Source organism: Mesorhizobium sp. AR07, from assembly GCF_024746815.1.
Lineage (GTDB): Bacteria > Pseudomonadota > Alphaproteobacteria > Rhizobiales > Rhizobiaceae > Mesorhizobium.
The window spans coordinates 5,426,645-5,439,443 of the sequence record NZ_CP080525.1 but is presented as its reverse complement, the minus strand read 5'-3'; the positions used below and the strand labels follow the sequence as shown (position 1 = coordinate 5,439,443).

8 protein-coding genes are annotated in these 12,799 nt (G+C 64.3%); 4 read left to right on the top strand and 4 right to left on the bottom strand.

Translation table 11 applies throughout. The features are described from left to right. Positions 1-8: 8 nt before the first annotated feature. The 4 genes from BPNPMPFG_RS27185 to BPNPMPFG_RS27170 all read right to left on the bottom strand — a co-directional run bounded on the left by BPNPMPFG_RS27185 (position 9) and on the right by BPNPMPFG_RS27170 (position 5,025). Positions 9-1,217: an acetyl-CoA C-acetyltransferase gene (locus BPNPMPFG_RS27185; RefSeq protein ID WP_258591671.1), complete on the bottom strand. Its 1,209-nt coding sequence runs from the start codon at positions 1,215-1,217 to the stop codon at positions 9-11. 31 nt (positions 1,218-1,248) lie between these two features. Further along, complete coding sequence (locus tag BPNPMPFG_RS27180; protein WP_258591670.1) at positions 1,249-2,421, bottom strand: acyl-CoA dehydrogenase family protein; 1,173 nt, start codon at positions 2,419-2,421, stop codon at positions 1,249-1,251. Positions 2,422-2,472: 51 nt separating this feature from the next. Further along, positions 2,473-4,284 carry an acyl-CoA dehydrogenase gene (locus BPNPMPFG_RS27175; RefSeq protein ID WP_258591669.1) on the bottom strand — a complete coding sequence of 604 codons (1,812 nt, stop codon included), beginning with the start codon at positions 4,282-4,284 and terminating at the stop codon, positions 2,473-2,475. Between the two features lie 279 nt (positions 4,285-4,563). Next, positions 4,564-5,025 carry a MerR family transcriptional regulator gene (locus BPNPMPFG_RS27170; RefSeq protein ID WP_258596947.1) on the bottom strand — a complete coding sequence of 154 codons (462 nt, stop codon included), beginning with the start codon at positions 5,023-5,025 and terminating at the stop codon, positions 4,564-4,566. 454 nt (positions 5,026-5,479) lie between these two features. Here BPNPMPFG_RS27170 and BPNPMPFG_RS27165 point away from each other — a divergent pair, with 454 nt between their 5' ends. From BPNPMPFG_RS27165 to BPNPMPFG_RS27150, 4 genes are all read left to right on the top strand, one after another. Beyond that, positions 5,480-9,523, top strand: coding sequence for a peptidoglycan-binding protein (locus BPNPMPFG_RS27165; protein ID WP_258591668.1), 4,044 nt, complete (start codon positions 5,480-5,482; stop codon positions 9,521-9,523). 192 nt (positions 9,524-9,715) lie between these two features. Beyond that, a complete protein-coding gene (locus tag BPNPMPFG_RS27160) occupies positions 9,716-10,639 on the top strand; it encodes a sulfite exporter TauE/SafE family protein (protein ID WP_258591667.1) in 924 nt (307 codons plus the stop codon). Then, on the top strand, positions 10,639-11,424 hold the full coding sequence (locus BPNPMPFG_RS27155; protein WP_258591666.1) for a TIGR02186 family protein: 786 nt from the start codon (positions 10,639-10,641) through the stop codon (positions 11,422-11,424). The genes BPNPMPFG_RS27160 and BPNPMPFG_RS27155 overlap by 1 nt, the downstream gene beginning before the upstream one ends. A gap of 117 nt (positions 11,425-11,541) precedes the next feature. Continuing rightward, on the top strand, positions 11,542-12,798 hold the full coding sequence (locus BPNPMPFG_RS27150; protein WP_258591665.1) for an Hsp70 family protein: 1,257 nt from the start codon (positions 11,542-11,544) through the stop codon (positions 12,796-12,798). Position 12,799 lies beyond the last annotated feature (1 nt).

Genomic DNA, 12,799 nt, shown 5'->3' with positions numbered 1-12,799 from the left:
TCTCCCCGTCAGACGCGTTCGATGATCGTTGCGGTGCCCATGCCGGCGCCGATGCACAGCGTTATCAGCGCGGTGTTGAGGTCGCGGCGCTCGAGTTCGTCCAGCACCGTGCCGAAGATCATCGCGCCGGTGGCGCCGAGCGGATGGCCCATGGCGATGGCGCCGCCATTGACATTGATCCTGTCGTGCTCGATGTCGAAGGCCTGCATGTAGCGCAGCACCACCGAGGCAAAAGCCTCGTTGAGTTCGAACAGGTCTATGTCGGACAGCTTCATCTTGGCCCGCTTCAACAGCTTCTCGGTGACGTCGACCGGACCGGTCAGCATCAGCACCGGCTCGGAGCCGATGTTGGCGAAAGTGCGGATGCGGGCACGCGGCTTCAGGCCCATCGCCTTGCCGGCCTTCTTCGAGCCGAGCAGCACGGCGGCTGCACCATCGACGATGCCGGACGAATTGCCGGCATGGTGGACGTGGTTGACCTCTTCCACCTCGGGGTGCTTCTGCACCGCGACGGCATCGAAGCCGCCCATTTCGCCGGGCATGACGAAGGACGGGTTGAGCGAGGCCAGCGACTGCATGTCGGTCGACGGCCTCATATGCTCGTCATGGTCGAGGATGGTCAGGCCGTTCTGGTCCTTGACCGGAATGACGGATTTCTTGAAGCGGCCATCGGCCCAGGATTTTGCCGCGCGCTTCTGGCTCTCGACCGCATAGGCGTCGACGTCGTCGCGCGAGAAGCCGTATTTGGTGGCGATCAGGTCGGCCGAGATGCCCTGCGGCACAAACCAGCCGGGCAGGCCGACCGAAGGGTCCATGAACCAGGCGCCACCGGAGGCACCCATGCCGACGCGCGACATCGATTCGACGCCGCCGGCGATGACGATCTCGTCGGCACCCTGCGCAATCTTGGCAGCACCGAAATTGATGGCGTCGAGGCCCGAGGCGCAGAAGCGCGAGATCTGCATGCCGGGCGCCCTGGTGTCGTAGCCGGCCTCGAAGGCGGCGGCGCGCGGAATGACCGAGCCCGCCTCGCCGACCGGATCGACGCAGCCGAAGATGATGTCGTCGACAGTGCCGGTGTCGAGCCCGTTGCGGTCGCGCAACGCCTCGAGCGTCTTGGCGGCAAGCCGCACCGCCGGCACCTCGTGCAGCGATCCGTCCTTCTTGCCCTTGCCGCGCGGCGTGCGCACCGCGTCATAGACATAAGCCTCAGCCATTTTCTTGCTCCTTGGGTTTATCGAACGCAGCTCAGAGCGAGCGTCCGATCAGCAATTTCATGATCTCGTTGGTGCCGCCGTAGATGCGCTGGACGCGAGCGTCGCGGAACATGCGGGCGATCGGATATTCATTCATGTAGCCATAGCCGCCATGCAATTGAAGGCATTCGTCGACGACTTTTCCCTGCAGGTCGCTGAGCCAGTATTTGGCCATCGACGCGGTCACCGGGTCGAGCCCGCCGGCGATGTGACGGGTCACGCAATCATTGTAGAAGACACGGCCGATGGTCGCCTCGGTCTTCAGCTCGGCCAGCTTGAACTGGGTGTTCTGGAAGTCGATGATCGCCTTGCCGAACGCCTTGCGCTCCTTGACGTAGTCGATGGTCAGCGCCAGCGCCCGCTCGATCATGGCAATCGCCCCGGTGCCGATCTGCAGCCGCTCCTGCGGCAATTGCTGCATCAGCTGGACAAAGCCCTGCCCTTCTTCGTGGCCGAGCAGGTTGGAGGTCGGCACGCGCATGTCGTTGAAGAACAGCTCCGACGTGTCGTTGGCCTTCAGCCCGATCTTGTCGAGGTTGCGGCCGCGCTGGAAACCTTCGACCTCATCGGTCTCGACGACGATCAGTGAGGTGCCCTTGGCGCCCTTCTCCGGATCGGTCTTGGTGACGACGATGATGAAGTTGGCAAGCTGGCCATTGGTGATGAAGGTCTTGGAACCGTTGATCTTGTACTGATTGCCATCCCTCTCGGCTCGCGTCTTGACGCCCTGCAGGTCGGAGCCGGCGCCGGGCTCGGTCATGGCGATGGCGCCGATCAGTTCGCCGGTCGCCAGTCTCGGCAGCCATTTCTTCTTCTGCTCCTCGGAGCCGTAATGGAGGATGTAGGGGGCGACGATCGAATTGTGCAGGCCGATGCCGAAACCGTCGACACCGACATGGCCGATGGCCTCGATGATGGCGCTCTCATGCGCGAACGTACCGCCCGAGCCGCCATACTCCTCCGGCATCGAGGCGCAGAGCAGACCGGCAGCTCCCGCCTTCAACCAGCTCTCGCGGTCGACCATCTCGTTCTTTTCGAACTCGTCGTAGCGCGGCGCGATTTCCTCCGACATGAAGCGTTGTGCCATGTCGTAGAGCATGCCGACCTCATCCGCAGCCCAGGCGGGCCTTGGCAAAGAGAGCACTTCGGCGGGATTTGTCGCCACGATTTCCTCCGCGTATCGACAGACAAGGCCGGCGGTGCCGGCCGGTCGAGCTTAGAACGCTTCCGCCGGCAGGGCCATCAATGTGTCGGCACCGCTCGAAATGCGGGCGAGATGAGCGCCGGTCTCCGGCATGATCCGCTCCATGAAGAAGCGCGCCGTCACGACCTTGTTGTCGTAGAAGGCCACCTTGTTTTCATAGGAAGATTGGGAGCCGTTGGCGTCCGCCTTGCCAAGCGCCACCTTGGCCATCTGCGCCCACATGTAACCCAGCGCCACAAGGCCGAAGAGATGCATGAAATCGGTCGAGGCGGCGCCGGCATTGTCGGGCTTGGCCATACCGTTCTGCAGCAACCACATGGTCGCCGCCTGCAAATCGTTGAGGCCCTTCTTCAGCGCCTTGGTGAACGGCGCCATCTTCTCGTCGGAACGGTTTTCCTCGCAGAATTCGCTGACCTCCTTGAAGAAGGCCTGCACGGCGCGGCCGCCATTCAAACCGAGCTTGCGGCCGACGAGGTCTAGCGCCTGGATGCCGTTGGCGCCTTCATAGATCATGGCGATGCGGGCATCGCGCACGAATTGGCTCATGCCGTGCTCTTCGATGTAGCCATGACCGCCGAACACCTGCTGCGCCATGACGGCGTGGTCGAAGCCCTTATCGGTGAGCACACCCTTGACCACCGGGGTCATCAGGCCGGTGTAGTCGTCGGCGGCCTGGCGGTCCTTGTCGTCGTCAGAGCGGTGGGCGATATCGGACTTGATCGCCGTCCACAGCGCCAGCGCGCGGCCGGCCTCGTTGAAGGCCTTCATGGTCATCAGGCCGCGGCGGATGTCGGGATGGACGATGATCGGATCGGCCTTCTTGTCCGGTGCCTTCGGCCCCGACAGCGAGCGGCCCTGCAAGCGGTCCTTGGCGTAGGCGACGGCGTTCTGGTAGGCGATCTCCGACAGCGACAGCCCTTGCAGGCCGACGCCAAGGCGCGCCTCGTTCATCATCGTGAACATCGCCTTCAAGCCGCCATTGGCTTCACCGAGCAGCGTGCCTTCGGCCTCGTCATAGTTCATGACGCAGGTCGAATTGCCGTGGATGCCCATCTTCTCCTCGATCGAGCCGCAGGAGACGGTGTTCCTGTCGCCCGGATTGCCCGAAGCGTCGAGCATGAGCTTCGGCACGATGAACAGCGAGATGCCCTTGACGCCTTCCGGCGCGCCCTCGATGCGGGCCAGCACCAGATGCACGATGTTGTCCGACATGTCGTGCTCGCCGGCCGAGATGAAGATCTTCTGGCCTGAGATCTTGTAGGTGCCATCGCCGTTCGGCACAGCCTTGGTGCGCAACAGGCCGAGATCGGTGCCGCAATGCGGCTCGGTCAGGTTCATGGTGCCGGTCCAGGCACCTTCGATCATCTTCGGCAACCACGTCGCCTTCTGCTCGTCGGTGCCGTGGGTGATGATCGCCGCGATCGCGCCTTGCGTCAGGCCCGGATACATCATCAGCGACATGTTGGCTGACACCATGTATTCGGCGACGGCGGTATGCACGGCATAGGGCAGGCCCTGGCCGCCGAACTCGACCGGCGCGGCCAGACCCATCCAGCCACCCTCGCGATACTGGTCGAAGGCTTGCCTGAAGCCCTTCGGCGTCGTCACCGAGCCGTCGTCGTGACGGACGCAGCCTTCCATGTCACCGACACGGTTCAGCGGATGCATTACGTTTTCGGCGAGCTTGGCGCCTTCGGCGAGGATCGCCTCCAGCACGTCGGGCGTGGCGTCGGAAAATCCGGGAAGGTTCGAGTAGCGCTGATAGCCCAGCACCTCGTTGAGCACGAACAGCGTGTCCTGGACCGGAGCCCTGTAGATCGGCATGCTTTTCCTCCACCATGCGGATTTGGCCCCGAAATCAAGCCGTGCGCGGCTAGCGGGCCAATGTCGAAGCGGGGATAGCAAAAATTGACGTTTGCGTAAACGTCAATTTTTTCGATGCGACAAGATTTCCGCCCACCACACACAACGAACGTAGCGGCGCGGCGACGCGCAAGCCAGTGCAAAGCAATCCGAAGAGCTGCGTGGCAAGCAACCGGGGAACAACGAAAAGCCGAGCGGCAGGGCTACGCGGCTTTGATGGTCGGAAATCAGCAGCTCTGCTTAGCCGGCGACGCTCGCCTGCGGTGCCGAACGCTCGGCCAGCATCTGGCGTACCGCCGACATCGAACCGCTCAGCTCGTTGATGGCGTCGTCGATCAGCGCCCGCTGCTTCTGCAGGCGGGCAAGCTGCTTTTCCGACTTGTCCAGCGCCAACCGCAACTGCTTGGTGTTGGAACCGGTCGGATCGTAGAGGTCCATCATCTGCTTGACGTCGCGCAACGAGAACCCGACCTTGCGGCCAAGCAGGATCAGCTTCAGCCGGGCCTTGTCGCGGCGCGTGTAGAGACGGGTCGAACCGTCGCGCTGCGGGTTGAGCAGGCCCTTGTCTTCATAGAAACGCAGCGTGCGCAGCGTCACGCCATACTTCTTGGCCATCTCGCCGATGCGGACAAGGTCCTCGCCGGCTTCGACTGACATAGTGTTGGTATTGGCCGCGGTCTCGCCGGCCGAGATAAGCTTCATGGTCACTGGCTTTCCCCGTCTGGTGGCGTCGCGGTCCTGGACCTTCGTCGCCTGACTGGAAGCGGGGGCGTGCTTCCTGTCGTGGTTTCAACAAACAAATCGCAAACAGCACGCTCGATGCGCCGTTTACGTTTACGTCAATTCTATACCGATAGCCGCCTCATGACGCAAGGGCGTTCTGAAAGCCGAGCTTTATGCCGCACCGTCAGGGCAACAATCACACCCTTGCAATTTCTTAAGTTTGGTTAACGCGTTGTTTACCACGTTGGGCGAAATGTGGGCGCGTCGGCTACCCGTGTTTATCCTGTATCGAATTTTTCACGGTTTTTCGGAGCGCGGGTGAGAACCCGGGAAGCTCGTCTTCCACTGCGGCATGGCCGCCGGTCGCCTCGTTCCGGCAGGGACTTTGGGGGCGCTGGCCGCGAGCCAGCCATTCTGAAAGACGGACGCACCGATGAACAGCAAGCGGTCCTATCTCGACACTCTCAACGCCGGCAGGCAGCGCAGGCCGCAGACCACGCTCGAGCAGTTGAACCGTTCCCTCGAAACGCTGGAGCAGCGGCTGGAGCGCACGCGCGAGGACCCGATGGCACGTCCCGAGCCCCGCCAATACGGCACTGAGGCGCGCTATCCCGCTGGCCAACCGTCTGGCCAACCCGCTCGCCAACCCTCTGGCCAACCGTCCGGCCAGCAGCGCTGGTACGAGGATCCGCAGCCGGCACCGCGCCCGAAAAGCCCGATGCAGCCCGCCGCCGCTTTCGAGCAGAATTACCAGGCCATCGCCCGCGACATCGATCGCGTCCGCGGCCAGGAAGACGGCGTTGCCATGGTCGGCAAGATCGCTGGCGAGTTGCGCGGCATGCGCGAGGAACTGCGTCACCAGATGACGGCCGGACTGCAGCGGGAATTCGAAGCGCTGCGCAAGGACATCGAGCGGGCTTTCCAATCGGGCGCCAAGCCTGGCGCCTCGGCCAAGGGCAGCGCCGAACTCGGCCTTGAGTTCGAACGGCTCTCCGGCGCCATCCAGACACTGGCCGAGAAGAGCGACGACAGAAGCGTCAACATGCTGAGGCTCGAGCTCGAGCAGGTCAAAGCCGCGCTCGACACGTTGGCGCGCGAGGAGAGCGTGCAGAAGGTCGACCGCCGCTGGGACGATTTCGATCGCCGCTGGTCGGCCTTCGAAGACCGCGTCGACGCCGACCAGCGCAAGCGCTCGGACGACACCGGCCTGTCTGTTCTGACCGACCGGCTGGACCAGATCAGCAACGCCGTCAACAATCTGCCGGAATCGCTGTCGATGCGCTCGCTCGAGGAAAAGGTGCGCACGCTTGCCGGCGCCGTCGATCACTTCGCCAGCCAGCAGGACAATCGTGGCAGCGACACGCTTGGCATGATCGACGAGCGGCTGGACGAGATTTCCCGCGCCATCGTTGCCTCGACCGTCGCGGCGCAAGCCAATTCATTCGACCACGAGGCTTTCGAGCGCATCGAGAAGCGCATCGACTCGCTTGCCCAGCAGATCGAGGAAGTGGCGCAGGATCGCCCGGGCAATGCGGTCATGGACCGGCTGAGCACGCTGTCGAGCCGGGTCGACGAGCTCGCCGGCCGCGCCAATTTGCCCGAACAGGCGATGGAGCGCCTGGCCAGGCAGATCGCGCTCATCGCCGACAAGATCGACCAGGCGCCTGCCATGCCCGACGCCGACTACATCTTCCATGGGCTGGAGCAACGCTTCGACGTGTTGTCCGGCATGATGGAACGCCGCCAGGGCGACGCCATCGAACAGGGCAACATGCTGTTTCGCGATCTCGAACGCCGGCTTGACGAGGTTGCCGACAGGCTGGACCAGCGCATGCCGCAAGTCGACAGCGCCGGCATCATGGAAGCCATCGACGCCCGCTTCACCGCGCTGGCCAAGCGCATCGAAACGCGCGTCCCCGATCCCGCGGGCGAAGCGGCGATCCGTGGCCTGGAAAGCCGGCTCGAAGACATTTCAAGCCGGCTGGATGCATCGGCCGCGCAGGTGGCCGGCATCGATCCGGCGCTGATCCGCAGCCTGGAGGCGCAGGTCGCCGGCCTGACTGCCCATCTTTCCAGGCCCAGCATGCCGCTGCCGGAATTCGAGGACATCAGCCCGCGTCTCAACGAGATCGAGAAGTCGCTGGCCGGAACCCGCGATTCCATCCTCGGCGCGGCGCGCGAAGCGGCCGAGAACGCGGTGCGTTCGCTGGCCGGTTCGAGCGCCAACACCACAGCCGTTTCCGGCCTGGCCCAGGACCTGAAGACGCTCGAGACGCTGACGCGGCGCTCGGACGAGCGCAATTCGAGAACGTTCGAGGCCATCCACGACACGTTGCTCAAGATCGTCGACCGGCTGGGGTCGCTGGACCCCGGCGAGCCGGCCGAAGCGGTCAGCGAACTCCTCGACGTGCGACCGGACGAGGCGGCCGGCAAGCGCCGCGCACGGTCCTCCAAGATCGCCGTCGACGCGCCGTCGATGGATATCGACCAGCCGATGCCATTGACCGGAGACATGGCCGATCTCGATGGCCGCGCCGCCGCCATTTTACGCAACGAACCGCGCGGCGACCTGGGCACGCATGGGGGCCTGGGCACGCGTAGCGACCTGGGCACGCGCACACCTGCCGAGGCCGCCGCTGCCGCTGCGATGGCGGCGCTCGGTTCCGACACGATCGCCGAGAAAAGCGGACAGGCAGGCGGTCGCAAATCGATGTTTGGCGGGCTGGCACGGGCATTCAGGGGCAAGAAGGAGGCGGACGTTCCGCCGCTGGCCGGCTCGGCGCCGAGTGCCTCGACACCGAGCGTCGACCTCGACGAACCGCTCGACCCGAAAATGGCCAACCGGCCGCTGGAGCCCGGCTCCGGCGCGCCTGACCTCAATGCCATCATGAAGCGCGTGCGTGACGAGCGCGGCCAACCGGCCAAGCCCAACGACACCGACGCCGCGAAGTCGGATTTCATCGCCGCCGCACGGCGCGCGGCGCAGGCCGCGGCCGCCGAGGCCGATGCGCTCAAGCGCCAGTCGACGATGACCGGACCGGTGAAGGCGTTGCGGATCGGCGACCTGCTCAAGACGAGGCGCAAGCCGATCCTGATGGGGACAACCGCGATCCTGCTGGCGCTGAGCGGCCTGCAGCTGGGCAAGGCCTTCTTCGCCGATCCGGCGCAGGTGGCGAGCAACGATGCCGCGCCGGTCGTCGCCTCGCAACCGGTGCAAACCGCCTCGGTCGACAGTGCCAGCCAACCCAAGACGGACGTTCAGGCCTCGGCAGTCGAAGCCTCGCCAGCCCATGACGTCAGACAGGCCGAGCCATCCCAGCCGGTGACCAAGGACGAGATGGCGACGCAAAGCGCGATGGCGACGCCACCAGCCGTCGAGCCGTCGATGGACGCCGCGCCGACCGCCGAACCGGCTCCCGCGCCTGTCGCTTCGGCCACGCCCGCCGATGCGAGCGCGGCGACGCTCGACACGACAGCTTCGGCTCCGACTGCCGGAACTGACGCGCAAGCGAGCGATGCTGATACCGGCACCCAGCCGATGGCAGTTGAGCCTACCACCGCCAAGGACACTACCGGCGCTGTGCCGCCGGCCGACGCTTCCTCAGTGGCGGCCACGGCCAAGATCGACATTCCCACCAACGCCGGCCCGGTCGCCTTGCGCGATGCCGCCGGCAATGGCGACGCCAAGGCGCTGTTCGAGATCGGCTCGCGCTATGCCGAGTCGCGCGGCGTCAAGGAAGACATGGCGGCAGCCGCCAAATGGTACGAGAAATCAGCGGAACTCGGCTTCGCGCCGGCCCAGTACCGCATCGGCAATTTCTACGAGAAGGGCATCGGCGTCGCGCGCGACATCAAGAAAGCCAAGACCTGGTACCAGCTCGCCGCCGAGCAGGGCAATGCCAGCGCCATGCACAATCTGGCCGTGCTGTTCGCCATGGCAGCGGATGGCGTGACAGACAATGAATCGGCCGCGCACTGGTTCCAGGCGGCGGCGGACGTCGGCGTCAAGGACAGCCAGTTCAATCTCGGCATCCTGGCCGCCAAGGGCGTCGGCATGAAGCAGAACCTCGAGGAATCGTACAAATGGTTCGCGCTCGTCGCCAAGACCGGCGACAAGGATGCCGCGGCCAAGCGCGACGAGATCGCCAACGCGCTGCGGCCCGAACAGCTCGAACGCGCCCGTGCCGCGGCCGAACTGTGGAAGGCCAAGCCGCTGGATGCCGCAACCAATTCGGCCGACATTCCCGAATCCTGGCAGGACGGCACACCGCAGACGACCGCCAGCATCGACATGAAGAAGGCCGTCCAGAACATCCAGCGGATTCTCAACAAGAACGGCTACGACGCAGGCGGCGCCGACGGCAAGATGGGCCAGAAGACGAAGATCGCTATCATGGCTTTCCAGACCGACAACAAGCTGCCGGCGACCGGCGCGGTCGATGAAGAACTGGTCAAGGCCCTGCTGGCGCGCAAATAACGGCAGATGCGTCGCTTCCACGACGCCCTTGCCACACATTTGCCTGTTAACTGATTGAGATGTTTTTTGTTTCGGCAATGCTACGCGGTTTGACTTCGCGGCACCTCCGGCGCAAGAACGAATTGGCTTGTCGGGCCAAGATGCCCGCAACGGTTGCATTCGCCGACAGGCAGAACTGATCGAGACTGACGGGTGGGCATCTATCTCCCGATCGCGGAAATTTCCGTCAACGTCTTCGTCCTGCTGGCCATGGGTGCGGCAGTGGGCTTCCTGTCGGGCATGTTCGGCGTCGGCGGCGGCTTCCTCATCACACCGCTGCTGATCTTCTACAACATCCCCCCGGCGATCGCGGTCGCCACCGGCGCCAACCAGGTCATCGCCTCTTCCGTCTCCGGCGTCCTTTCGCACATGAAGCGAGGCACGCTCGACTTCAAGCTCGGCGCCGTGTTGCTGGCCGGCGGCATAGTCGGTTCCACCGGCGGCATCTATGTCTTCGCCTTCCTGCGCAGGCTCGGCCAGCTCGACCTGTTCATCTCGCTGCTTTACGTCGTGCTGCTGGGCACCGTCGGCGGGCTGATGCTGGTCGAAAGCATCAATGCGCTGCGCGCCACGCGCAGCGGCGCGGCACCGGTGCTGAAGAAATCCGGCCAGCACAACTGGATCCACCGCTTGCCGCTGAAGATGCGGTTCAGGGCCTCGAAACTGTTCGTCAGCGTCATCCCGGTGCTTGGCCTGGGCGCCGGCATCGGCTTCCTGTCGTCGATCATGGGTGTCGGCGGTGGCTTCATCATGGTGCCGGCGCTGATCTATCTCTTGAAAGTGCCGACCAACGTCGTCATCGGCACCTCGCTGTTTCAGATCATCTTCACCTCCGCCTACACGACGCTGGTCCACGCCACCACCAACCAGACGGTCGACGTCGTGCTGGCCTTCCTGCTGATGGCGGGCGGCGTTGCGGGTGCGCAATATGGCGCCAAGGCCGGGCAGAGGCTGCGCGGCGAACAGCTCAGGGCGTTGCTGGCGCTGCTGGTGCTGGCAGTGGCGATCCGGCTCGCCATCGATCTGTTCGTAACCCCGCCCAACCTCTATTCGCTGTCCGGCGCGGGCCTCAACTGATGACGGGCCCAAGAGCGTTCGCAGCCGCCATTCTCCTGTCGTTGCTTGCCGCCACCGCGAAGGCGCAGACGCCGCTGACGGAAGGGATCCAGATCGGCCTGTCCACCGATGCGGTGTCGATCACCGCCGGTTTTTCCGGCGCCGACCTGACGATCTTCGGCTCGCTGGAAAACGCCGATCCGCTCGTCGCCCGCCAGGGCCGCTACGATGTCATCGTCGTGCTCGAAGGCCCGCCGCGACCGGTGGTGGTGCGCCGCAAGGACCGGGTGCTCGGCGTCTGGGTCAATCTGGACTCCGAAACCTTCGAGAACGTGCCGATGTCCTATTCGGTGGCGACGACGCGGCCTTTGCAGGACATCACCGAACCGAACAGCTACAAGCAGCTGTCGCTCGGCGCTTCCAACCTCTACATGCAACCCGCCGATGCCGGCGGCAGCCCGGCGACCATCGAGGAATTCACCGCGGCACTGCGCGAACGCAAGTCGGCGACCGGCCTCTACAGCGAGAATGTCGGCGGCGTGCAATTCCTGTCGCAGAACCTGTTCCGCGCCACGGTCAGGCTGGCACCGAATGTGCCGGTCGGCACCCACAAGGCGCGCGCCTTCCTGTTCAAGAGCGGCCTGTTCATCAAGGAAAGCTCGGCCCAGCTCGAAATCCGCAAATCCGGTTTCGAGCAATCGATCTTCCGTGTCGCGCACGACTATTCCTTTCTCTACGGCGTCTTCGCCATATCGTTGGCCATGCTGACGGGTTGGCTCGGAAGGGTGATCTTCCGAAAGGATTAGGCGCCGGACGGTTTTTCCGAAAAAGGTTTCCCTTTCCGGTGTCATGCGTTAGAGCACGCCCCCGGCCGGCCGGACACGAGCCGCCGCTCCCCAAAAGACCAAATCAGGGAATTTGCCATGCGACCAGCATTCGGCGGTATCGACTTTGGCACTTCAAACTCTACCGTCGGCGTGATCCGCGACGGGCAGCCGCGTCTCGTCGCGCTTGAAGACGGCCAGGTCACGCTGCCCAGCGCCGTGTTCTTCAATTTCGAGGACAACCGCATTTGTTTCGGCCGCCAGGCCATCGCCAATTACACCGACAGCATCGAAGGCCGGCTGATGCGCTCGCTGAAGAGCGTGCTCGGCAGTTCGCTCGCTCACGAAAAGACCCGCATCAAGGCGCGATCGATCGGCTTCATGGAGATAGTCGGCCTGTTCCTCGGCCATCTCAAGAAGAGGCTGGAGGCGGATGCCGGTGACACGGTCGAGACCGTGGTGCTCGGCCGGCCGGTGCAGTTCGTCGACGACGATGCCGAAGCCGACGCGAAGGCGCAACGCGAACTCGAAAACGCCGCGCGTGCCCAGGGCTTCAAGCACATCGCTTTCCAGTTCGAGCCGATCGCGGCGGCGCTCGACTATGAGCAGAAGGTGACGCGCGAGGAACTGGCGCTGATCATCGACATGGGCGGCGGTACGTCGGATTTCTCGATCGTGCGCGTCTCACCGCAGCGCTCGCGGTCGCTCGACCGCAAGGACGACATCCTGGCCAGCCGCGGCATCCATATCGGCGGCACGGATTTCGACCGGCTGCTGAGCATTGCCCATGTGATGCCGCAGCTCGGCTACCTCTCCGCGACCAAGGACGGCAAGCGCAACCTGCCGGCCAGCTATTTCATCGATCTCGCAACGTGGCAGCGCATCAACCTGGTCTACACCGCCAAGGCGATGACGCATCTGCGCCAGATCCGCTACGAAGCGGTGCGTGCCGACCTGGTCGACCGATTCATCCATATCGTCGAGCATCGCTATGGGCATGCACTGGCAGCACTGGTCGAAAACGCCAAGATCGAATTGACCGACAGATCGTCCGCTGAAGTCGCGGTGAAGCTGCCGGACGCGGCGTTCGCCGCCGAGATCACGCGCAGTGGGCTGGACGCCACGATTGCCAGGGACATCGAGCGGGTCACCGCCACGGTCGGGCAGACCATCCGCGACGCCCAGGTCAAGCCATCCGACGTCACCGCGGTGTTCCTGACCGGCGGATCGACCGCGATCCCGCTGGCAAGACGAGAGATCCTGTCGCTGGTGCCGCAGGCTTCCGTCATCGATGGCGACATGTTCGGCTCGGTCGGGCTTGGCCTTGCGCTCGACGCCCAGCGGAAGTTCGGCTGAC

What these genes read in the sequence shown, in the direction of transcription:
- BPNPMPFG_RS27170 (WP_258596947.1), bottom strand. Translation starts at nt 5,025, where the DNA reads ATGAAGCTTATCTCGGCCGGCGAGACCGCGGCCAATACCAACACTATG.
- BPNPMPFG_RS27185 (WP_258591671.1), bottom strand. Translation starts at nt 1,217, where the DNA reads ATGGCTGAGGCTTATGTCTATGACGCGGTGCGCACGCCGCGCGGCAAG.
- BPNPMPFG_RS27150 (WP_258591665.1), top strand. Translation starts at nt 11,542, where the DNA reads ATGCGACCAGCATTCGGCGGTATCGACTTTGGCACTTCAAACTCTACC.
- BPNPMPFG_RS27155 (WP_258591666.1), top strand. Translation starts at nt 10,639, where the DNA reads ATGACGGGCCCAAGAGCGTTCGCAGCCGCCATTCTCCTGTCGTTGCTT.
- BPNPMPFG_RS27175 (WP_258591669.1), bottom strand. Translation starts at nt 4,284, where the DNA reads ATGCCGATCTACAGGGCTCCGGTCCAGGACACGCTGTTCGTGCTCAAC.
- BPNPMPFG_RS27165 (WP_258591668.1), top strand. Translation starts at nt 5,480, where the DNA reads ATGAACAGCAAGCGGTCCTATCTCGACACTCTCAACGCCGGCAGGCAG.